Annotated in this window: 20 protein-coding genes and 1 pseudogene; 5 read left to right on the top strand and 16 right to left on the bottom strand. The window is 30.1% G+C overall.

The features are described from left to right. Positions 1–9: 9 nt before the first annotated feature. Positions 10–681 carry a Crp/Fnr family transcriptional regulator gene (locus ACTNBA_RS11590; RefSeq protein ID WP_346885520.1) on the bottom strand — a complete coding sequence of 224 codons (672 nt, stop codon included), beginning with the start codon at positions 679–681 and terminating at the stop codon, positions 10–12. Positions 682–790: 109 nt separating this feature from the next. Here ACTNBA_RS11590 and ACTNBA_RS11585 point away from each other — a divergent pair, with 109 nt between their 5' ends. Together ACTNBA_RS11585 and ACTNBA_RS11580 are read left to right on the top strand one after the other, a co-directional pair. Then, positions 791–1003 carry a DUF362 domain-containing protein gene (locus ACTNBA_RS11585; protein ID WP_441074229.1) on the top strand — a complete coding sequence of 71 codons (213 nt, stop codon included), beginning with the start codon at positions 791–793 and terminating at the stop codon, positions 1001–1003. After that, positions 1003–1584, top strand: a complete 582-nt coding sequence (locus ACTNBA_RS11580) for a 4Fe-4S binding protein (protein ID WP_346866997.1) — start codon at positions 1003–1005, stop codon at positions 1582–1584. The genes ACTNBA_RS11585 and ACTNBA_RS11580 overlap by 1 nt, the downstream gene beginning before the upstream one ends. Before the next feature lie 27 nt (positions 1585–1611). On the opposite strand, the gene hydG is transcribed toward ACTNBA_RS11580, so the two are convergent. Both hydG and ACTNBA_RS11570 read right to left on the bottom strand, forming a co-directional pair. Beyond that, positions 1612–3030 (bottom strand): [FeFe] hydrogenase H-cluster radical SAM maturase HydG, encoded by a 1419-nt coding sequence (gene hydG / locus ACTNBA_RS11575; RefSeq protein WP_441074228.1) that lies wholly within the window; start codon positions 3028–3030, stop codon positions 1612–1614. A gap of 81 nt (positions 3031–3111) precedes the next feature. Beyond that, positions 3112–3357: a TM1266 family iron-only hydrogenase system putative regulator gene (locus ACTNBA_RS11570; RefSeq protein WP_150845249.1), complete on the bottom strand. Its 246-nt coding sequence runs from the start codon at positions 3355–3357 to the stop codon at positions 3112–3114. A gap of 310 nt (positions 3358–3667) precedes the next feature. Here ACTNBA_RS11570 and ACTNBA_RS11565 point away from each other — a divergent pair, with 310 nt between their 5' ends. After that, complete coding sequence (locus tag ACTNBA_RS11565; protein ID WP_441074225.1) at positions 3668–4606, top strand: AEC family transporter; 939 nt, start codon at positions 3668–3670, stop codon at positions 4604–4606. 168 nt (positions 4607–4774) lie between these two features. On the opposite strand, the pseudogene ACTNBA_RS11560 reads toward ACTNBA_RS11565, so the two are convergent. From ACTNBA_RS11560 to ACTNBA_RS11545, 4 genes and pseudogenes are all read right to left on the bottom strand, one after another. Next, a pseudogene (locus ACTNBA_RS11560) lies at positions 4775–5532 on the bottom strand (metalloregulator ArsR/SmtB family transcription factor). Between the two features lie 110 nt (positions 5533–5642). Beyond that, positions 5643–5963: a rhodanese-like domain-containing protein gene (locus tag ACTNBA_RS11555; RefSeq protein WP_441074224.1), complete on the bottom strand. Its 321-nt coding sequence runs from the start codon at positions 5961–5963 to the stop codon at positions 5643–5645. Between the two features lie 250 nt (positions 5964–6213). Further along, entirely contained in the window at positions 6214–6777 is a 564-nt protein-coding gene (locus ACTNBA_RS11550) for a GNAT family N-acetyltransferase (RefSeq protein ID WP_441074222.1), read from the bottom strand. A gap of 310 nt (positions 6778–7087) precedes the next feature. Continuing rightward, positions 7088–8593: a carboxypeptidase M32 gene (locus tag ACTNBA_RS11545; protein WP_441074220.1), complete on the bottom strand. Its 1506-nt coding sequence runs from the start codon at positions 8591–8593 to the stop codon at positions 7088–7090. A gap of 683 nt (positions 8594–9276) precedes the next feature. Between ACTNBA_RS11545 and ACTNBA_RS11540 the strand changes: the two genes are divergently transcribed. Both ACTNBA_RS11540 and ACTNBA_RS11535 read left to right on the top strand, forming a co-directional pair. Further along, entirely contained in the window at positions 9277–9846 is a 570-nt protein-coding gene (locus ACTNBA_RS11540) for a LemA family protein (RefSeq protein ID WP_441074218.1), read from the top strand. Positions 9847–9848: 2 nt separating this feature from the next. Next, complete coding sequence (locus ACTNBA_RS11535; protein WP_441074216.1) at positions 9849–10658, top strand: TPM domain-containing protein; 810 nt, start codon at positions 9849–9851, stop codon at positions 10656–10658. 71 nt (positions 10659–10729) lie between these two features. On the opposite strand, the gene ACTNBA_RS11530 is transcribed toward ACTNBA_RS11535, so the two are convergent. The 9 genes from ACTNBA_RS11530 to ACTNBA_RS11490 form a co-directional block, all read right to left on the bottom strand. Beyond that, a complete protein-coding gene (locus ACTNBA_RS11530; RefSeq protein WP_441074214.1) occupies positions 10730–11590 on the bottom strand; it encodes an undecaprenyl-diphosphate phosphatase in 861 nt (286 codons plus the stop codon). A gap of 192 nt (positions 11591–11782) precedes the next feature. Further along, on the bottom strand, positions 11783–12178 hold the full coding sequence (locus ACTNBA_RS11525) for a PqqD family peptide modification chaperone (protein WP_441074212.1): 396 nt from the start codon (positions 12176–12178) through the stop codon (positions 11783–11785). A gap of 163 nt (positions 12179–12341) precedes the next feature. Next, positions 12342–14273, bottom strand: a complete 1932-nt coding sequence (locus ACTNBA_RS11520) for an OPT family oligopeptide transporter (protein ID WP_441074210.1) — start codon at positions 14271–14273, stop codon at positions 12342–12344. 215 nt (positions 14274–14488) lie between these two features. Continuing rightward, the gene (locus tag ACTNBA_RS11515) at positions 14489–15931 is read right to left on the bottom strand and encodes an aminoacyl-histidine dipeptidase (RefSeq protein WP_441074207.1); all 1443 of its coding nucleotides are present in this window, start codon (positions 15929–15931) and stop codon (positions 14489–14491) included. Positions 15932–16406: 475 nt separating this feature from the next. Next, complete coding sequence (gltS, locus tag ACTNBA_RS11510) at positions 16407–17609, bottom strand: sodium/glutamate symporter (protein WP_441074205.1); 1203 nt, start codon at positions 17607–17609, stop codon at positions 16407–16409. 59 nt (positions 17610–17668) lie between these two features. Then, positions 17669–19003 (bottom strand): TolB family protein, encoded by a 1335-nt coding sequence (locus ACTNBA_RS11505; RefSeq protein ID WP_441074203.1) that lies wholly within the window; start codon positions 19001–19003, stop codon positions 17669–17671. Positions 19004–19138: 135 nt separating this feature from the next. Further along, positions 19139–19924: an EFR1 family ferrodoxin gene (locus ACTNBA_RS11500; RefSeq protein ID WP_441074200.1), complete on the bottom strand. Its 786-nt coding sequence runs from the start codon at positions 19922–19924 to the stop codon at positions 19139–19141. A 170-nt stretch (positions 19925–20094) separates the two neighbouring features. After that, positions 20095–20982, bottom strand: a complete 888-nt coding sequence (locus tag ACTNBA_RS11495) for a tocopherol cyclase family protein (protein ID WP_441074198.1) — start codon at positions 20980–20982, stop codon at positions 20095–20097. Continuing rightward, the gene (locus ACTNBA_RS11490; protein WP_441074197.1) at positions 20975–22414 is read right to left on the bottom strand and encodes an FAD-dependent oxidoreductase; all 1440 of its coding nucleotides are present in this window, start codon (positions 22412–22414) and stop codon (positions 20975–20977) included. Before ACTNBA_RS11490 ends, ACTNBA_RS11495 begins: the two co-directional genes overlap by 8 nt. Positions 22415–22529: the final 115 nt, after the last annotated feature.

The following is a 22529-nucleotide window of genomic DNA, read 5'->3' as shown; positions in this document are numbered from 1 at the left end:
ATTTCCTTACTAATTATATAGTTCTTCTAAACCTTTTAGTAATTGAATTTTACCTCTTGATATTAATAAATACCCTTTTTTCTCTAGTTCCTTAAGCTTTCTGCTTATTACTTCTCTTGAAGAATCTAATTCAAAAGCAAGTTCCCCATGGGTTGTATAAATTATTTTAGTATTCTTACTAAGTAATAATTTAACCAATCTACTTTCTAAAGATTCATGAATTCTAGCTTCTTTGTTTTCTATAACCCCTCTAAATTTTGCATATAGATCTTTATATATAACTTGCATAAATCTAAAATCACTTAATAAATAGGCTTTCACTATATCTGATGGTAAAATAGCAATTAAAGAATCTTGCATGGCTATGCCTTCAATATTTAGTGATTGACAATTTACAAAACAGCTTAATGCTTCATGACATAGCTCACCACGCTCTACATTGTATAAATTAGTTTCATTTCCCTCTTCTGTTACTTTTTGAACCTTTATAATTCCACTTATAACAAATAACATACCTATGCAGTTTCCACTATCTGTTTTTAAATACTCCTCACTTAATAAACTTTTAAAAATTACATTTTTTCTTATAATTTCATGGCTGTCATCTATTTCTTTTAATACAGGATAAGCATCATACAAAGCTTCAAGTCTTTTATTAAATACATCTAAACTATTTAACATATTATCCTCCTAAAAAAATTGCTTGTGTGACTATATCACATATTTTCTTTTAATTATACAGTTATAATATGCTTACTACAACATTTATAAAACAGGAGGATATAAATTTATGGAAAAGAAAATTGTTAAAAGAAAGGCTTATGTGGATACTAGCTACTGTGTAGCCTGTGGTGCTTGTGAAAAAGTCTGTCCCCTTGGAGCCATTGCTATTAACAAGGGTATTTTTTCAAAGGTTGATTATGATAAGTGTGTTGGATGTGGAAAATGTGTTAAAGCTTGCCCTGCATCTACTATAGAAATTAAACAACAAGGAGGTAACTAATGAAAAAGAAGAAAAAGCATCTTTATGAATATCTTTGGATATTATCATCCCTATATTTAATTTTAGGGTTATTTAATATACTCTTTGCTTGGCTAGGATTAATTTGTTTCATCGTACCTTTATTAATTTCAATAGTTAAAGGAAATAAAGGCTATTGCAATAAATACTGTGGTAGAGGACAACTATTAGATTTATTAGGTAATAAATTAAAATTATCAAGAAATAAGCCTATGCCTAAATTTTTAAAATCTAAATATTTTAGATACGGATTTTTAATTTTCTTTTTAACTATGTTCATTAATATGGTATTTAACACATATTTAGTTTTCCAAGGGACAAATACTCTAAAAGAAGTTCTTACTATACTTTGGACCTTTAAATTACCTTGGAACTTCACAGATTTATCCTATGTTTCTCCTTGGATAGCTCAATTTAGTTTTGGCTTCTATAGCTTAATGTTAACTTCAACTCTCCTAGGTATAATTACCATGGCCCTTTATAAACCGCGTTCTTGGTGTGTTTATTGTCCAATGGGTACCATGACTCAAGGAATTTGTATAATTAAAGATATGAAAAAATAGAGGGCTAGCCCTCTATTTCTATTATATCTAGAATCTAAAATCACGTTTTCCTTCATTAAGTTCTTTTAGGTGTTCCTCTACAATACCCTTAACTTTAGGATTAGGAATTTTCATAGCTTCATTTTTTATGACTTCTTCGCCTTTAGCTTTTGTATCTTCAGATGCATAATCCTCTAGATACTCTTTTAAAGTCATTAGGGCGTTAGGTAAACAACAGTTAGAAATTTGACCTGATTTTACTAACTGCATAAATCTGTCTCCAGTTCTACCTTCACGATAACAAGCAGTACAGAAACTAGGAATATATCCCATACCAAGTAACCAATTTACAATTTCATCTAGAGTTCTTGTATCACTGATATCAAATTGTGCTGAATTTTCTTCTTCTTTTTCCTTCTGAGCATATCCTCCAACACTTGTACATGAAGCTCCACTAATTTGAGAAACTCCAAGATGAAGCACTCTTTCTCTAGATTTTTGAGATTCTCTTGTAGATACAATAATTCCTGTATAAGGTACTGAAATACGTAAGATTGCAACAATCTTTGCAAATATATCATCAGAAATTCCATTAGTGAAATCTTCTGGATTCACTTCATCAGCAGGGCAAATTCTAGGTACACTGATAGTATGTGGTCCTACTCCCATGGCTGCTTCTAAATGCTCTGCATGCATAAGTAATCCAACAAAATCATACTTATACATGTTTAATCCAAATAAAACTCCTATACCAACGTCATCTATACCACCCTCCATAGCTCTATCCATAGCTTCAGTGTGATAATTGTAATCATGCTTTGGTCCTGTTGGATGTAATTCTTCATATAATCTTTTATTATAAGTTTCTTGGAATAATATATATGTTCCTATTCCAGCCTCTTTTAATTTTCTATAATTCTCAACAGTAGTAGCAGCAATATTTACATTCACTCTTCTTATAGCACCATTTTTATGTTTTATGCTATATATAGTCTTTATACTTTCTAATACATATTCTATAGGAGAATTTATAGGATCTTCACCTGTTTCTAGTGCAAGTCTTTTATGTCCAAGATCCTGTAATGCAATTACTTCCTTTTTAATCTCTTCTTGAGTAAGTTTCTTTCTAGCTATATGTTTGTTTCCATGGTGATACGGACAGTATATACATCCATTAACACAATAATTAGAAAGGTATAATGGAGCAAACATAACTATACGATTACCGTAAAATTTATTCTTTATCTCCATAGCTAGTTCTTCTATTTTTTTATTTTCTTCTTCTAAATCACATTCTAATAGTACCGCTGCTTCTTGGTGGTTTAAACCTTTACATTCTCTAGCCTTCTCTATAATACTATTTATTAACTCTTTATTATTTTTATTTTTCTTAGCATATTCAATGGTTGATAATATTTCTCCATCTTCAATAAATTCAGTTGCTACCTTAGATTTTACATTATACATACATCTACTCTTCTTTCTTAATAAGATTTTAAGTGCTTTATTCTAATATATACCTAATCGTTCTGATTTTATATATTTACTCTACTTCTTTGAATAGATCGTTTTTACAGTAATACCATCAAGCATACCCAACTTACCAGATAATGAACTAATAATATCATTAGTTGCATCTATAATTACGCTGATAACACACACCTCCTTGTCGCGATATGGTACCCCCATTCTCCCAACAATATATTGTCCATAGTCATGTAAAATATTATTTAATTTTTCTGTAGCTGTAGTATCCTCTACTATAATTCCAATCAATGCGATTCTTGTTTCCAAAGCTTAAGCTCCTCTCAAAAAAATACTCTCTGCGTCCCAATAGAGAGCAGAGATAGTATATCGCTATCCTATGACACCGCCTTATCATTTGGGCTAACCCTCATGTAATTCAGAACGATTTAAATCTATTACTCTTCCTCCTTGGATACTTCCTTAGAGTAAGACTACATTTTTATTTTAACACCTATTACAAATATTATCAATTATTACTTATACATTGAAAAACACTTTAACTTTGTATACAATTAATTGGGACAACCATATAAAATATGAGAAATAGATTAACAAAAGACTAGAAAGGATATTAATTATGGAAAATTTGATTTTATCAATTAATGTAGTTTTACCACTGTTTCTTACCATGGCTTTAGGATATGTATTAAAGCGATTGAAAATGTTTGATGACAATACTCTAAAGGTTATGAATAGTATCACCTTTAAGGCTTTTTTGCCTCTATTGTTATTTTATAATATATATAAAACAGATTTAAAAGGAGCTATAAATCCCAAACTTATTTGCTTTGCACTTATAAGTGTTACCCTTACCTTTATAGTACTATGCATTCTCATTCCCCTTATTGAAAAGGATAATAAAAAACGTGGTGTTTTAATACAAGGTATATTTCGTAGCAACTTTATAATATTTGGTCTACCTGTAGCATGTTCCCTATTTAGTGAGGACAAAGTTGGTGTTGTAGCTATACTAATAGCCACTGTTGTTCCTTTTTTTAATATGTTAGCAGTGATATCCTTAGAAATTTTTAGATGCGGAAAGCTAGATATTAAAAATACTCTAAAAGGAATTATTACTAATCCTTTAATTATAACATCAGCAATTGGACTATTCTTTCTTATCTTTGGAATAAAACTTCCAACAGCTATCGAAAAATCCATAAGTGATATATCACGAATTGCTACACCTCTTTCCCTTATTTTACTTGGTGGTTCCTTTTCTTTCACCGATGTAAAAGCTCACTTGAAACAAACTATTATAGGTGTAACTGGTAGACTTATTGTAGTTCCTAGTATTCATATGCCTATAAGTATATGGTTAGGTTTTAGAGATATAGAACTTATAGCGTTAATGCTTATCTTTGCATCCCCTACTGCTATTTCTTCCTTCACTATGGCTCAAAAAATGGATGGTGATAGTGAATTAGCTGCCCAAATAGTAGTATTTACTTCAGCCTTTTGTATACTTACAGTATTCCTGTGGATATTCACATTAAAACAGTTTAGCTTAATTTAGAGGATAGATTAAATGTATAGTTGGACTGTGTAAAAATAATCCGTAAACATGTTATAGATTGTATATTCTATCACTATAGTTTTCAACAGAGCCATTATTAAAAGAACTGTATGAAAATAGAAGCACTTATTTCTATTTTCATACAGTTCTTTCAATTCTTAATTATATTTAATGATGGTCACATCCATCATGATTACAAGTATGATTCATAGCGAATTCTGACAACTCACCATTTTTAAGCTTCTCTAAGTTTGTATTTATAGTTCCTTCTGCTGCTCTATATACCTTTATTCCTTGGGAGTTTAACTTAACTATAGCCCCTTGACCAATACCACCTACAACCACAGCATCTACTACTTCTCCTGATAATGCTTTCATTGGTTGACACATACCATGCTGATGACCTAAATCACCATTTCCTATAGTCTTAACCTCATTAGTTTCTAAATTACATACTACAAACATTGGAGCTGTTCCAAAATGTCCATATGGTACACTCTCCATACCTTCATTAGATTTAACTGGAAAACAAACCTTCATTACTCTTCCTCCTTTAATCTCTCTTTACAGCATTTCTTTACCACCTTACAATTTTTTTCACATTGTAAAGCATGAAAGCTCTCTAAACTTACATTAAACTTATCATCTATTGAGCATATGTCATCAGTAATTAATACATTAATAAATTCTATAGCTTTTTCTAAAACTTTCTTATTTAAGTCATAGATTACATGATATCCTCTTTTGTAACCTACAATTAAATCTACTTCCTTAAGAATTTTAATGTGTTGTGATACTGCAGCTTCAGAAATTTGTAAATGCTTAGCTATTGCCTTTGCACAAATATTCTTCTTAGATAATAATATTAGTATTTTTATCCTTGTCTCATCACCAATAGCTTTAAAAACTTTTACACTTTCTATCATATATACTCCTTTTATAATATAATTTAATTAAGCATTAACTTAATTAAATTATATTACTCTTAAGTGATTATATCAACTAAAAATTAAAATATTCTATACAATAATTAAAGTTATTTTCTTTTAGCCCCTTTATATGCTCCAATACCACCTCTAACATTAATCACATTAAACCCTTCTTTAGTCAATCTCCTACAAGCAAGTGAGCTTCTCGAACCTGTTTGACACATAAGGTAATATTCATTTTCTTTTTTAAGATATCTATCTGGATTGTTTAAAAGATTTCCCATTGGAATATTTCTAGCTGTTTTTAAACTTCCATTTCTATATTCATATATTTCTCTAACATCAATTAAATTAATCTTACCTAACAAACTATCTATATCATTAATACTTATTACTTTTCCATTATCCTTTTTAAAAAAGTTAAACATTGTAACGCCTCCCTATATATGATAACTCAAAATCTGCTTTTTATTATACATATATTTTACCCTTTTTAATATTTTATTTATGTGAGTTAATCACTTATTGTTTATTATTAATGGTCAGATGGATTTTGCAGTCACTAAATTTAGATTTAACTAATTTTCATATAAAATTCAATAAAAAAATAAGAACTATAAAACTGAAAGTTTATAGCCCTTATTTTTTGACAGCCTAATGTTATATAATGTCTTCTTTCTATTTTATCGCTTCACATATAATTGATTCATGAAAATCAGTATTCAATATATCCATGAAGACTTCATCAAACTCATTATTTCCATATATAATAGAGTTTCTTCTTCTTCCTATCTCTTTAAAGCCAATCTTCTTGCATAAGTTAATAGCCCTTTCATTAAAAGAAAAAGTCTCTATCATTATGTTTCTAAGATTTATCACATTAAAAGCAAAATCCAATATTAGCTTTGTTGCTTCTGTTCCTATACCTTTATTTCTATGATTCGAATCTCCAATAAACATTCCAAGAACAGCATTTCTGTGTATGTGGCTTATTCTCATAAGCCTTATGACCCCTATAGCCTCGTCGTTTTCAGCGTCAACTATATAGAATGCATATCCTCTCTCATTCATACCATTTAAATACTCTCTTTGAACATCAACTGTTATCATATCTGATATATCTCCAGTTCTTATGGAAACTCTCAAGTCATTACTCCATTGAGCTACCTTATCTGCTAGTATATCATCCACTGGAGAAAGGTAACATTTATCTCCAACTAATTTCTTTAAAAAATTCATCATATCTCACTTTCTTTTATGCATGCTAAATCTATTGTATTTTACGGAAACTCCTTCTCATATGCACTGTTTTAAAGGAAGCTTCTTCTCATATATATTTTAATGAGTAAGTTCGACTAACTAAATCATAGATTTAGAGTGATGTTGCTAAAGCAACCTTTCGCTTCGCTCTCGAAGAAACTCCTTCTCACATGCACTGTTTTAAGGAAACTCCTTCTCATACATATTCGAATGAGTAAGTTCGACTAACTAAATCATAGATTTAGAGTCTCACTTAAGTTCCACTGACCAAATATAAAATTTGGAGTGTCACTTATATTTCGTAGATTTCTCCGTATTTTTTATTTAGGTACTCTAAGAAATATTTAGGATTTAACTCTTCTCCTGTTACTTTTACAATAAGCTCTGATGGAGTATAAAGAGATCCAAACTGATGTATGTTTTCTCTTAACCAATCTTTTATCACTGCAAAATTACCATTTTTAACTTCTTCGTCATAGGTAGGTATATCTTGTCTCATTTTATTTAAGAATTGAGCTCCATATACATTACCAAGAGCATAGCTTGGGAAATATCCAATTAAACCTGCACCCCAATGAGTATCTTGAAGAATTCCTTCTGAATCATTTTTAGGCTCTACACCTAAATATTCCTTGTATTTTTTATTCCAAGCAGCTGGCAACTCTTCTACTGTGATTTCATTATTCATGAAAGCTCTTTCTAACTCATATCTAATTATAATATGAATACTGTAAGTTAATTCATCTGATTCTGTTCTAATTAAAGAAGGTTCTACCTTATTTATAGCTTTATAGAAATCTTCTAAATTAACTCCTTCAAATTGAGGGAATCTCTTTTGAGCCTCTGGATAAAAATAAGCCCAAAATTCCTTACTTCTTCCTAAAATATTTTCATAGTATCTAGATTGTGATTCATGTACACCCATAGAAGTTCCACCTGAAACACCTGTATATTCTAAATCATCTGCTGAGTTTTGCTCATAAATACCATGTCCACCTTCATGAATATTGCTAAAGAAAGCACTTCTAAAATCATGTTCATCATAATTAGTTGTTATTCTAACATCTTTATTTCCGAAGTTAGTTGTAAATGGGTGAACAGTAGTATCTAGTCTTCCTGCCTCAAAATCATATCCTAATTTTTCTAAAACAAATTTACCAAATTCATCTTGATCTTTAGTAGGAAATTGCTTTTTAAAGAAGGACTCGTCTATACTTATCTTAGAGGCTTTAATCTTCTCTAAAAGCTCTACTATACCATCCCTAAGCTCTTTAAATACTTTATCTACCCTATCTACAGTCAATCCTCTTTCATAATCATCTAAGCATTTATTATATATGTTTCCTTCATATCCTATATATTCAGCAAATTCCTTATTAAACTCTATTATCTTTGCTAGATATGGCTTAAAGCCTTCATAATCATTGTTTGCCTTAGCTTGTTTCCAAAATGCTTCTGATGTTGAACATAATATTTGATACTCTTTATTTCTTTCAGGTGGTATCTTTATAAGTTCATCATAGTTTCTTTTTAAATTTTCTATAATCTTTTTATCCTTGAAAGATAATTTGTCCATTTTATCTGAGAAGTACTCTATCCATTCCCCTATTTTTGAAGAAGTCATAAGTTTTATACACTCTGAATATAGATATCCCACTACTTCAATTCTTCCATCTATAGCTTTAGATGGTATTCCTGTTTGCATATCCCAATGTATTAAGCTTTCTGCATGAATTAAATAAGTTACGTTTTTAATATGCTCCTTTACTTCATTTAATTTTTCATTAATGTTCTCCATTCTCCCCACTCCTTATAACTTGTATTACATAATTTTCGTTGTACTAATTATATCTTTATTTTCAATATAATTCCATAGTTATTTATTAAATTTATATATATTATACTTTATGCTACTTATTTAATTAAATAACTGTATTCAATTTACACACCTAATTTTTAATCTCATTAATTTCCTTCTAAAATTATTTATAATCTAATCATAATTTTGTCACACAGATGTCACAATATACCCTTATTATAAATATCAACAGGAGATAATAAATATTTCGTAAGTAATTCCCCCAAGATTATATAAGAGATAATTAATTTCCTAATATTTAAAGCAAATAAGTTAACCCCTGGAATAAGTATCTCCACTTTTAATATTACTTTTTAGTAATATTAAAAGTGGAACCCCTAAGTATTAAGTAAAAAGTACTTCATAAATAATCCCCCGATTATAAGTGAAGCTAAAAATTAACCCCTCAAATAAGAAAACCCTGTGTAAATCACAGGATTTTCTTATTTACATTGATTTTGTAAATTTTCTTGATTATAATGAATATAATGTAAAGCAATAGTTTTGATTTATCACTAATTACTTTATGTTTCTAATTAATCTTGTTAAGAATAAGATTAATTCATATATAATATGTGAAATTAAAACATATACTAATTTAAAGATTGAAAGGAGAATAAATTATGAAAAAAGGTATGAAGGTTTTCCTTCCTATAATAATTATTGTGATTATTATTACTGTATTTTTAGTTGGAAATTACAATAATCTTGTAACTCTTAAACAGGGAGTTAGTGCAGCGGAATCAAATATTGATACTCAGCTTCAAAGAAGATCAGATTTAATCCCTAACCTAGTTAATACAGTAAAAGGATATGCAACTCAAGAAAAGGAAATATTTACGGAAATAGCTGATGCTAGGGCTAAACTTGCAGGAGCTACAAATATCTCTGACCAAGCAGCTGCAGATACTGAACTATCTAACGCTCTTTCTAGATTGTTAGTAGTGGTTGAAAATTATCCTGACTTAAAATCTAATCAAAATTTCTTAGATTTATCAGTGCAATTAGAAGGAACAGAAAATAGAATTACAATTGCTAGACAAGATTACAACAATGTAGTAACAAATTATAATACTAAAATCTTAAGATTTCCTACCAACATAATTGCTTCATTATTTGGATTTGACGAGAAACCATTTTATAAAGCAAGTGCAGGTGCTGCAGAAGTCCCTTCTGTAGACTTTTCTAAATAAAGATGAAGAGTACAATTAAATTTTTAAAACACTGTCTTTCTTTGCTTGTTGTTATACTACTACTCTCTTCTTTTAATGCATTAGCACAGGATACTTATCCTAGTCCAACTGTATATAAATATCTAAATGACTATGTAGGTATTATAGATAGTGAAGATGCCAATAAAATTGTTTCTCTAGGTAAGGAGCTTGAGGATAAAACAGGTGCTCAAGCTGTAGTTGTTGTAATGAACACCCTAAACAATACTCCAATTGAAGATTATAGCAATGGTCTCTTTAGAACCTGGGGAATAGGTGAAAAAGGCAAAGACAATGGTCTTTTAATTCTTGTAGCCATAGATGACAGGCAATGGAGAGTAGAGGTAGGAAGAGGTCTTGAAGGTGCTATACCTGATGCACTTTCAAGTAGAGTTATGACTTCCATTGCAAAACCAAGTTTTAAAAATGGAAATTATAGTGAAGGAATTCTAAATAGTTATAGTGTTTTATGTGATTATGCTAGTGAAGAATACGGTGTAACCTTAGATAAGTCTTTGAATGTGACAATGCCTAGTGAAGAAGATTATGAGGATAATGATGGTTTTAATATATTTATATTTATAGCTATCATCATCATTGTATTTATAGATTCCATCTTCAATAGGGGTAGATTACTACGAATGTTGTTTTGGACTAGTAGAGGTGGAAGAGGTCCTAGAGGTGGCGGTGGCTTTGGTGGCTTCGGCGGTGGCGGTGGTTCTTCCGGTGGAGGCGGCTTTGGCGGCTTCGGTGGTGGTTCTTCCGGTGGCGGTGGATCATCTGGTAGTTGGTAGTTATAAAAAAAGAGAACAAATTCATTTTTGCAATGAATTTGTTCTCTTTTTTATTAAAGTTATCATTTAATTTAAGCTACTAAAGTAATAACCTTTGTAAATACTAGCACAGCAAGTAGTACTCCTACTGCTACTCTGTATATAGCAAATACCCTCATAGGTTTTTTCTTTAAGAAAGTAACAAATTTGTCCATAACTATTATTGATACAACAAAGGCAACAATAAACCCAACTATTAATGCAACCCATAAGGTTGGAGTCATAATAGAATAGTTAAATTCAAATAAATCTTTAGCTGATGATCCTACCATTGCAGGTACTGCTAAGAAAAATGAGAATTCTGCTGCTACTGGAGTTGAGAGACCTGCAACCCAACCTCCCATTATGGTAGATGCACTTCTTGACATTCCTGGCCATACAGCAAGAACTTGGAATACTCCTACCTTTAATGCTTGCATAGGTGTTATATCATCTATGTTTTTAACAGCTTTGTTTTTTCTCTTTCTAAAGAAGTTTTCCACTATAAGTAGTAAGAATCCTCCCACTAATAATCCAACAATTACTGATTGAAGATTAAATAAGCTTTTAATTTGCTTATAAAAAATAACTCCTACTACTCCCATTGGAATACATCCAATTAATACATTAATTCCAAATTTAAATCCAGTTTGACCCTTCTTACCCAATGTGAATATGCATTTAAAAAATTCTATTACACTATCACTAATCTTCTTCCAATATAATACCACTACTGCAAGTATGGCCCCTAGTTGAATAACTACCTGAAACATATCAGCAAACTCACCACGGAAGTTAATAGCATTGCCAACTAATATCATATGTCCTGTAGATGATACTGGAATAAACTCAGTTAATCCTTCTACTATTGCAATAATTATTGCTTTTATTATAATTATCAAATCTAAACCCACTAATTTTCACTCCTTGCTACTTGTACCAATTTTGACATACATATAGTTTACCTTACATGTATAAATAGAACAAGAGGATAACCTTACATATATCTTTCAATGATGTAAGGTTATCCTCTCTAATACCTATAACCCTTGTATTTACATAGGTTTTATAATTTTAAATTTTATGTTAATTAAATATAATGTATACTAAACTTCAACTTCTTTATCATATTCTTTAAACTTTATCCATCCTCTTTTAGATATGTATTTTAAATAAGTTACTAATCTATATAGCTCTCCATCTATATTTTCTTTATAAGTTTCTGCCATGAGCTTTGCAATATCATAAACGGTTCTGTTTCCATCTATATACTTCCATACTGTAGAACATCTCTCATCTAGTTCTAATTTAGTTTCAGGAGTTCTTTTAACCATCCAAGCTAGAAACTTTTTAACTGGATCAGTAACTTTTATATGTATAACAACTTTACCATCTTTTTCTTCCCAATTTTCTTGTTTAATTTCAGGTACATAAAGGGCAAAATTATGCTTTGTATCTTGAGCTTGTTTTTCTATTTCTTCTTGTGTTTTCTTATTCTTCATGCAAAATTCCTCCTAACTTTTTATAACTATTAAATATAAGATATTCTTTAATTCAATTTATTATACTTTATTATATACTTTAAGTATTACCATATATTAAAATCGCTTGTCCACAGATAGACTTTACCTGTGGCAAAGCGATTTTAAATTATTTTATAATTTACTATTTAACGGCTTTGTCTTTTTTACAAGAGAACATGTAAATCCATAATCCTAGTAATAAGAACATTACACAAGCAAATAGATTGCTTTGAGTTATTCCTGTTAAGAAATTCTTACCGAATGCTATATTTACATTAGCAGCTACTAATCCAGCTACTACTATACCCATCAATGCATCTCCAGCAACTAAGCCTGATGCAAGAAGAGTTCCTTTTTCAACAACTTCTCCTCTTCTATCTTGATCCTTAGCAAATTTTCTCTCAACGATTTCTCTAATTATTCCACCAACTAAGATAGCAGCATTTAAAGTTATTGGAAGGTATATACCTAGAGCTACTGGTAATACTGCTATTCCAGCTAATTCACAGAATAATGCAATTGCAGCACCAATTATTATTAGTGTCCATGGCAATTGAGCTGTCATAATACCTTCAACTATCATTTTCATAAGTGTAGCTTGAGGCGCTGCTACATCTGCAGAACCTATTCCATAAGCAGTATTTAACATGTTAATTACAAGTGCTGCAAAAACTCCTGCTACTGAAAGTGCAATAAACATTCCTATTTGAACCTTTTTAGGAGTACCACCTATAATAAATGTAGTTTTTAAACTTTGTGCTGCTCCACCAGCTACTGCTATAGCAACACATACAACTCCACCTATTAATACAGCTTTAGTCATATACTCTTGGCTTACTCCACCAGTTAATTTAATTACAGTAGTTACAAATAACATTGTAGCTATAGTCATACCTGAAACTGGATTGTTTGATGCTCCAATTATACCAACCATTCTAGCTGAAACAACAGCAAAGAAGAAGCTGAATAAAACTGCCATGATTCCACCTATAAATCCACCGTTAACCATTGGTAATAACCAAGTTAATGCGAATCCAAAAGCAGCTGCTAGAATAACCCAAGTAAGAGGTGCTTCTAAATCAATTCTACTTACTTTATCATTTTTACCTGCGCCTATTCCACCCATAGCTTGTTTAAAACTTGTGATAATAGTAGGAATAGACTTAGCAAGGGAAATAAATCCTCCCATTGCAACGGCTCCAGCACCTATATATTTAATATAGTTAGCCCAAATTTCGTTAGCACTCATTTCAGCTATAACTTTAGTAGCTGGGAATAAAGGCTCTGCTAGTCCAACTCCTAAGAATTTAATTAATGGTATAAGTGCAAACCAAGCTATAACAGAACCACCAAACATAAGTAATGATGCTCTAGTACCAACTATAAATCCAACACCAAGAAGTGATGCTAAAGTGTCAAATCCCATCATTGTACCTTGATAACTTTTAATAACATAAGTAGCTTGCTCTCCCCAAAGTGCAAATCCACCTGAGAAAAGTTTATATCCAGCTCCTACTCCAAGACCAGTCATAACTGTTTTGAATCCTTGTCCACCTTCACTACCAGTTACAAGAACTTCAGCTGCAGCCATACCTTCTGGATAAACTAAATTTCCGTGTTCTTCCACGATTAAGTATCTTCTAAGGGGTGTAATGAAAAATACTCCCATAACTCCACCAATTATTGTAACAATAACAACAGTTAGAATACTTAATTTTAATCCCCATAAAATTAATGCTGGTAAAATAAATATAATTCCCCCGGCAATGGATTCTCCCATAGCAGCTAAAGATGCTACCATGTTTGCTTCTAAAATGTTATTTCTTCTAAACATTCCTTTTAATACTCCAGTTGCAATAATAGCACCCGGAATACCAGCTGATATTGTCATACCAACTTTCAGACCAAGATATGTGTTAGCTGCTGCAAAAACGCATGCTAAAATAATACCTAAAATAATTGAATAACCTGTTGTTTCTGGCATTGCCATTGATGTTGGAATAAAAGGAACATATTCTTCACCTTTGCATCCACCATAAGCACTTTGAGATAATTTTCTTTTCTCTTGGCTCATAAACTTTTCTCCTCCTTTGTACTCTTTAATAAAGCACCCTAAAAAAGCCACTAATTACCATGTTTTAAAGTTTAATTTATTTGCAAGCTTTATCTTTATCTTTAATTAATAATATTGATAAAAATATAAACACATTAATTAGTACTCTTCAGGATGCCTAAATCAAATTGTTTATTTTTATATTAAATATCTAAAGTAAAATTTACCTTAGGCATTTATTTAATATTTTCTAATAGTGCTTTTATAAAATTCCATACTCTTTCAACAGATGATATACTCATATGTTCATTTGGAGTGTGTACATCAAATAAATTTGGTCCAAAGCTAATCATATCTACATCTGGCATTTTTTCTTTTAAAAGTCCACATTCAAGTCCTGCATGGATAGCATCTATTTTTGGTTCTTCACCAGTAACATTTTTATAAGTTTCTATACATAAATCTCTTATTGGTGAGTTTGGTTCATACTGCCATTCTGGATAATCAGAATCATTAACAACCTCAGCACCAACTAATTTTGCTGCAACATCTATTCTATCTGTAATGGCATTTTTTAATGTTTTTACAGAGCTTCTCACAGCAGAAACAAAGGTAACTTTTTCTTCACTAAATTCTATAACTCCTAAGTTAAGGCTACTTTCTACTAACCCTTTAATATCTTCACTCATAGTTTGAATTCCATTTGGAGCAACTATTAAATAAGAAACAATTTTTTCAGTTACTTCTTTAGTTAATTGTCTATTGGCTTCAGCATTATCAACTATTACAGTTACATCTGGGTCTTGTATTCTTAATTCAGTTTTAAAAATTTCTAATGAGTTATTAGCTATCTCTCTAACTTTTTCTACATCTTTAGTAGCTACTGTAATTGTAGTTTCTGCCTCACGTGGAATTGCATTGTTTTTAGCTCCTCCACTTATATGAGAAATATTAAAATCTACCTCTTTTGATATGGCATTTAATAATCTTCCCATAAGTTTATTAGCGTTTCCTCTTTGTTTTATTATTTCCATACCAGAGTGTCCGCCTTTTAAGCCTTTAACTTCTAGTTTTAAAGCCTCATTAGAAGCATCTTCCCATTGATTATTTATATTTACATAGTTAGTAACTCCACCAGCACAACTTACAAGGAATATTCCTTCTTCTTCTGAATCAATATTTAATAGTATTTTTCCATCAAGCTTTTTAGGATCTACTGCTATTGCTCCATACATACCTGTTTCTTCACCAGTTGTAACAAATAATTCTATAGCAGGGTGTTTTAACTCTTTTGAATCTAAAATAGCTAATCCATAAGCTACTGCTATTCCATTATCTGCTCCTAGTGTTGTTCCATTAGCATAAAGATAGTCTCCATCGATTCTAAGCTCTAGTGGATCTATTTCAAAATCATGTACCTTATCCTTGTTCTTTTCACAAACCATGTCCATATGACCTTGGATTGTTACTACTGGTGCATTTTCATATCCTTGAGTAGCAGGTTTTTTAATGATTACGTTTAACTCATCATCTTGTATTACTACAAATCCTCTTTCCTTACCAAAGTTAGCCAAATAATCACTGATAACCTTTTCATTGCCTGAACCATGAGGTATTTTAGTTAATTCTTCAAAATAGCCTAGAACCTTTTCTGGATTTAATCCTTTTAATATAGACATAAAAATCCCTCCATTTTTTGTATTTATTTTATAATTAATATGTATTTTTTATATATTTCAACATTTTATTACGTTTTTCGACTTGCAAATTTATATTAATTTTATACTTATAAATTTATAAAGTCAACATATACAAAATAATTATTTTTGAAATATTACCTATAACCCATTTAATAATTCATTTAAATTTTTTATATTTTATATAATTAAAAAAAGTATTTATAAAAATAGTATTATTTATTATTTCTTAAAATATAATTCTATATAATACCTATGTTAATAGAAAGAATTTATGCTACCTTTTTATAACAACTTTTTCTATTCTCATAATTATTATATCTTTTATGAATTAATTTCATACATTTTAACCTAAGAAAAGCAACATACTATTTACATTTTAATAGTATATTGCTTTTTCTTTTATATTCTAATATTTTAATGTGTCGTTGTTCTATGATTACCTATATCAATGGCTTCAATGAATTATATTTATAAATAGTGTAATAATTGCAGAATTTACGAAATCTATGAATAAGCATCCTACAATTGGTACTACAAAATATGGGGTAGGTGCAAATCCAAATTTATTTGAAAGTGCATCCATATTAGCTACAGCATTAGGTGTAGCTCCCATTCCAAATCCGCAGTTTGCAGATGCAAAAACTGCCGCTTCATAATCTCTACCCATAATTCTAAAGGTTACAAAATATGTAAATATACCTATGAGAATTGTTTGTGCTATTAACATAACAACCATAGGAATTGCTAAATCTAGAAGTTCCCATAACTTTAATCCCATAAGAGCCATAGATAAAAAGAATGATAAGCTGATACCTCCAAGATTTTCAATTTCTTTTTCTACTAACTCAATATTTGTGGCATCACAAATATTTCTTATAATTGCAGCCACAAGCATAGCTCCAATATAAGATGGAAAAGTTAAACCAATTCCCTGAATAAAATTAGATATTATAGATCCTATTCCCATTGCTATAAAAATCCAAGATGCACCTGACATTAATCTTTTATGACATAGTATATCTTGATTGTCTTCATTAAAATCTCCTAGTGGCATACAGGTATTATCATCATCCTCCTTCATAGGAGTATTAAGCTTATGACGTATAATTAATGTTCTAGCAACCAATCCTCCAATTATACTTCCCATAACCAGTCCAAAAGTCGCAGAAGCAAAGGATACAGTTGTGGCACCTGCAATTCCCATTTCTTCTAGAATAGGTCCAAATGATCCCGCTGTACCATGTCCCCCTATCATAGGAATAGAGCCTGTACAAATTCCTAATAAGGGTTCTAAATTAAACAAGGTTGCTAAAGCAACTCCAACTGTATTTTGTAGAATTACTAAAAACACTGATAAAATTAAGAATGTTAATACTTTTATACCACCTTTTTTTAATATTCTAATACTAGCCGTAAACCCAACACTAGTGAAAAATGCAGTCATAAAAATATTTTGTAGAGTTGTATCTAAATTAATAGTGATAAATCCTGTCAGCCTAAATATAAGCATAAGTATTGCAAAAATAAGACCTCCTACAACTGGTGCAGGTATGCAATACTTTTCTAATATAGATATTTTTTCTTTTAAATATTTTCCAAAATAAAAAACTATAGAAGCTAATGCCATTGTTTGAAATATGTCTAATGTCAATTCCATAAATTTATCTTTCCTCTCATCATATGTGTATCTTAGTGTGTAAATATTAAATTTTTAAATCATTGAGTTATCTCCATATTATGAAACACCTTCTTCATATCGTAATGTCCATAATACCAAAAATACTCGTTTATACTTGCACTATCATCCAAGTGTAAAATGTTATCAATAATAACTTGTTCCTTCCCCTCCCTATTTCCCTTAATTAAAGAAAATTTATTTTCTTTATCTTTCCTTATAAATACAAATTCACTATCATCATTAATATAGTTAGGATAAAAATCCCATCCTACAGATGAGTTAGTCAATTTAGTAATTTCATTATTTTCTAAGTTTACTTCATATATATGTTGATTGTTGGAATTTTCCCATTGCTGAAGATTTTCACTATAAGTTGAGGCTGAATATACTATCTTTCTACCATCACTAGAATAACTTGGAGTCATAGCTACTTCTCCATCCTTAGTGATTTTTTTAAAACTTTCATCTTCTAAATTTAAGATTCCTAAAGTTTTATCTACATTCATAAACCTATATGCACCATTTATAATAGCCACTAAGTTATCATCTATTGGTGATATAGACATCATATCCTCATAAGTTAAAACTATAATCTCTTCATTAAGTACTTCTCTACACTTGTTACTTTCATCATTATAAACTCCTATGGGCACTCCATCTGCTGTCATAGATGCAGAATTAGGCCTACACCATACAATTAAATTAACTCCATTAATTGAGATGGTAGCCATCTTTGGATCCAACCCTAAATCATGATTTTGGGAACTTATAGGTATATATGGTATCACTACTTTTTCTTTTTTAGTTGCTAAATCTAACTTAACTATTCCTAGAGGAAAAGAATAATTATCCGAATTACTTTTTTTCATAATATTCTTTGTTGCAAATAAAGAGTTATCTTTTCCTAATAAAATTTGTGTATAAAACTCTTTCCCTGCAGTGAAAATTTCTTTAGTTTTATCTTTAACTCCAAATATATATACTCCACCTGTGGACTTAGAATAAATTAAATTTCCATCTTTATCCCATTGATATGCAGTAATACTATCATCTACATTAGTAGTATTTTCTACCTTTTTATAAAAATCTATTTTTGTTACATACAAGTTATTCTTAATATCCCTATAGGCTACATAACCATTTCCACTTATATTTGGCTCTCTATAAGCCCCTTTGTTAAGCATTATTTTCTCTGAAGGGTTATTTATATTCACTGCCCAAATACCATCATCTTTTATAACTACTGCTACCTCAATTTTATTACCTTCTTTTCTATGTGCTAAAGCATAACTTCTATCCTTAGCAAAAGCTATATCATATAATATAAAATTGAAAATAAGTAATACAAAAATAACTCTAAGTAAGTTTTTCATGGATGAACTCCCCTTTTAAATTTCGTACTCTTATTATTATTTTTATTATAAAAATATATACATGTTTTAAAAGTAAAGTCATAGTCCTAAAGAGAGTCTTTAAAAGTTCACTGAGCTATATAGGATTATTGCCAGTTATATTTTCATTTCACCTACAGCAATTTTAGGGTTTTTATATTTCTTTTTATTAATTGTATATTTTCCATATTGGATGGCTTCCTTAGGACAATAACTTATACATGCTAAACATTGACAGCAGTTATCTCCCCATTTAGGAACTTTATCAACTTTAATGCATTTAGTATTGCATACCTGTTCACAAAGTTTACATCCTATACAATCATCTGTAACATAAAACTTTTTAGTATTTATAGCTAACTTATTGAATATAGGATTAGCTATAGCTGTCATAACCTTAGGCATTAGTCCTGTTTCAACTTTAAATACATCTCTAACTTTATCACCTATAAGATTATTTACTTCTCCAATGTTCTCCAAAGCCTTAGACATCTTACTATTCACAATATCATCTTCATCTGCTCTTCCAAGGATAATATAATTATTAGGCATAACAATTGAAAATCCACTATTTAACTTTAACCCCTTAGCTCCTAGCTTTTTCTCTAGTATTTTCATGTTATTTCCTATGTTCTCACCACAGGTTACTACTGCTGATAAATAATTGTTCTTATAGTTATTTAATTTTAATTTACTAATGAATTTAACTACTGGTGCTGGTGGTGCCCAAGCATAGATAGGATAAACAAATATTATCTTTTCTCCTGGTTTTAAGTCATATTCATAAAAATCTTTATCTTGTTTCATTTCCTTTGAAATTGCAATTAATTCTTCTCCTTGGTTACTAGACAAATTTTTTGCTACGTACAAAGAATTTCCTGTGCCTGAAAAATAAAATATCATGAATAAACCCTCCATATATATTTTTTTGCTATTGTTTTAATATACCATATAGATATATATTTATGAAATAGTCTTTTTAAAAATATTAAACTAGCATCTTTATATTTTTAATGCTAGTTTAATATTAGTTTAGAATTTAGTTTTTATCAGGTCTCGAGACATTTAAATTCCTATCTATCCACATATTCAAAACTACAGTTATCACTTTCTATATCAAAGACTAAATTATCCTCTATATAAAACTTATAGTTAGCTGAGCAAGCTGCATTTTCATGAATAGTTCTGCACATATTACCACTTGAGGGTGCTAATAACTTTTGTGGATTTCCATCAGTAACTTTTATCTGTAGTTCATACTTACCTCTTTTTAACATTAGTGACTTGCAATTATATTTAAGAATCTTAACTCCATTATAGGTGGATAATCTATATTCTCTTCCTTTATAATATACAACGCATATACATCCTTTAAAATTTATTCCCATAAAAGGTATATCTGCTATAGCTGCCATTATAGATATCTTTTCATTTTTAAAATCATTACACTGGGTCCATAAATAAGTTTTTGGGAAAGAGTTGCCTCTATCTGTTTCAATATATCCAACTCCATCATTAAAACTTACATCTTCACCATTAATAATTAAATTTCCCCTTAATTTATGATATAAACTAATAATGCCATGGCTACATTCCATGAAAGGTATAAAGCTAAAAGGTCCCATGATGTCATATTTTACAGGAGTCAATAAGTCATATTCTATTTTCCCATATATAGTTAAGCCCTCATCTTTAATATGGATTTCAATGCCTTTAGATGAAAAAATACTATCTCCAATTTTAATTTTTAACTTATCTTTATAAACTATAAATTTAGAAAAACTATAATTTATATTATATGAATTTCTATTAGTTATAACTTGTATAAAGGCTGATCTATTTCCTTTACTATCTATATTTATGCCAGGTATAAAGGATATAGTATCCTCACCCTTCTGATGTTTAAAATACCAGCCTTCAAAGAAATCCTTTTTTCTAGCATAAGCTTTGAAACTACTCATCATATAGACCTCTAATAGCTGGACTTTCTATCCAATTACCCTTGTAATCAAATCTAGAGCCATGACATGGACAATCCCATGATAACTCATCAGGATTCCATTGAAGCTCACAGCCTAAATGAGGACATTTTGTAGTTACAGTAAATATATTACCATTATTATCTTTGTATACCCCAACTTTCTCTCCATTATATTCTACAATTCCACCATGACCAGTTTCTACCTTCTCTACCTGCTCACTTGGAATGTGAATTTTTTGTGCTATAAAATTCTTTGTAGTTTCTATTACATCCTGGGTTAGGTTTTTACTTGATGCTGACATATCAAATCTTGTAGGAGAAAATATCTCTGCAAAATCATTTTTATTTCCGGATATCATATCAGATAAAATCATAGCTGCCACCATAGAAGATGTCATTCCCCATTTTTTATAACCCGTTGCCACATATACACTAGGAGTTTCAGTGGAATATTGACCTATGTAAGGTATTTCATCTATAGGAATACAATCTTGAGCAGACCAATGATATTTTTCCTTAGCATTGGGATATAACTCCCTTGCTACCTGTCTTAATTCTTCATACTTACCACCAGCTTCATTCTTACCAGTTCTATGAGAACCTCCACCAAGTAATAATAAGTCCTTATAATTTCTAAAAGAGTATCCCCATTTATCAATACCAATGTACATTCCATTGACATCTTGAGCATTCTCTAAAGCTATAACATAGGATCTTTCTTGATGCATTCTAATGAAATAATACCCAGGTGTATTCATAATTGGATAGTGAGTAGCCACTACTATTACCTTAGCCGCAACCATCCCTTTATCCGTAATAACTAGATCCTCTTTAATTTCTAAAGCTTTAGTATTTTCGTAAATGGTTAAGTCTTCAGTAATAACTTCTAAAAATTTAAGAGGATTAAATTGACCTTGATTATAAAATTTCAAAGCTGCCTTAACTTTAAAAGGAAGCTCTGTATTTTCTAAAAGTTTAGCTTTTATTCCTAACTTAGTTGCTGCTTCTAATTCTTTTTTTAAAGCTTCAACATTATCCATGGTATATAGATAAGCATCCTTCTCTTCAAAGTCACACTTAATTCTCTCATTCTCTATTATCTCTTTATATTTTTTTATAGCCAACTCATTGGCACTTGCATATTGTCTTGCCTTCGCTTCTCCAAATTCTTTAATTAACTTATCATAAATTAAGGAGTGCTGAGAAGTTATCTTGGCAGTAGTATTTTTTGTATTTCCACTACAAATCTCTTCAGCCTCAATTATAACTACATTTATTCCTTTTTTCTTTAACATATAGGCAGTTAATATTCCTGTTATACCAGCTCCTATAACTACCACATCTGCCTCTATATTTCCATTTAAGGATTCTCTCTTTTTAAAATTACAGCTTTCACTCCATACAGATTTCATAAAATCACCTTGTATAATGAACTCATAGTAAAAATTCACTATACTTTCCCTTTCATAATAATTTTTACTATACTTAACATAAGACGCTGTGGATTAGTTCAATCACCTATAGCTA

Source organism: Clostridium sulfidigenes, assembly GCF_052067195.1.
GTDB lineage: Bacteria > Bacillota > Clostridia > Clostridiales > Clostridiaceae > Clostridium_J > Clostridium_J sulfidigenes.
The sequence above is the reverse complement of the archived record's forward strand: the minus strand, read 5'-3'. Positions and strand labels throughout refer to the sequence as shown.

What these genes read in the sequence shown, in the direction of transcription:
- ACTNBA_RS11590 (WP_346885520.1), bottom strand. Translation starts at nt 681, where the DNA reads ATGTTAAATAGTTTAGATGTATTTAATAAAAGACTTGAAGCTTTGTAT.
- ACTNBA_RS11585 (WP_441074229.1), top strand. Translation starts at nt 791, where the DNA reads ATGGAAAAGAAAATTGTTAAAAGAAAGGCTTATGTGGATACTAGCTAC.
- ACTNBA_RS11580 (WP_346866997.1), top strand. Translation starts at nt 1,003, where the DNA reads ATGAAAAAGAAGAAAAAGCATCTTTATGAATATCTTTGGATATTATCA.
- hydG (WP_441074228.1), bottom strand. Translation starts at nt 3,030, where the DNA reads ATGTATAATGTAAAATCTAAGGTAGCAACTGAATTTATTGAAGATGGA.
- ACTNBA_RS11565 (WP_441074225.1), top strand. Translation starts at nt 3,668, where the DNA reads ATGGAAAATTTGATTTTATCAATTAATGTAGTTTTACCACTGTTTCTT.
- ACTNBA_RS11555 (WP_441074224.1), bottom strand. Translation starts at nt 5,963, where the DNA reads ATGTTTAACTTTTTTAAAAAGGATAATGGAAAAGTAATAAGTATTAAT.
- ACTNBA_RS11550 (WP_441074222.1), bottom strand. Translation starts at nt 6,777, where the DNA reads ATGATGAATTTTTTAAAGAAATTAGTTGGAGATAAATGTTACCTTTCT.
- ACTNBA_RS11545 (WP_441074220.1), bottom strand. Translation starts at nt 8,593, where the DNA reads ATGGAGAACATTAATGAAAAATTAAATGAAGTAAAGGAGCATATTAAA.
- ACTNBA_RS11540 (WP_441074218.1), top strand. Translation starts at nt 9,277, where the DNA reads ATGAAAAAAGGTATGAAGGTTTTCCTTCCTATAATAATTATTGTGATT.
- ACTNBA_RS11535 (WP_441074216.1), top strand. Translation starts at nt 9,849, where the DNA reads ATGAAGAGTACAATTAAATTTTTAAAACACTGTCTTTCTTTGCTTGTT.
- ACTNBA_RS11525 (WP_441074212.1), bottom strand. Translation starts at nt 12,178, where the DNA reads ATGAAGAATAAGAAAACACAAGAAGAAATAGAAAAACAAGCTCAAGAT.
- ACTNBA_RS11520 (WP_441074210.1), bottom strand. Translation starts at nt 14,273, where the DNA reads ATGAGCCAAGAGAAAAGAAAATTATCTCAAAGTGCTTATGGTGGATGC.
- ACTNBA_RS11515 (WP_441074207.1), bottom strand. Translation starts at nt 15,931, where the DNA reads ATGTCTATATTAAAAGGATTAAATCCAGAAAAGGTTCTAGGCTATTTT.
- gltS (WP_441074205.1), bottom strand. Translation starts at nt 17,609, where the DNA reads ATGGAATTGACATTAGACATATTTCAAACAATGGCATTAGCTTCTATA.
- ACTNBA_RS11505 (WP_441074203.1), bottom strand. Translation starts at nt 19,003, where the DNA reads ATGAAAAACTTACTTAGAGTTATTTTTGTATTACTTATTTTCAATTTT.
- ACTNBA_RS11500 (WP_441074200.1), bottom strand. Translation starts at nt 19,924, where the DNA reads ATGATATTTTATTTTTCAGGCACAGGAAATTCTTTGTACGTAGCAAAA.
- ACTNBA_RS11495 (WP_441074198.1), bottom strand. Translation starts at nt 20,982, where the DNA reads ATGAGTAGTTTCAAAGCTTATGCTAGAAAAAAGGATTTCTTTGAAGGC.
- ACTNBA_RS11490 (WP_441074197.1), bottom strand. Translation starts at nt 22,414, where the DNA reads ATGAAATCTGTATGGAGTGAAAGCTGTAATTTTAAAAAGAGAGAATCC.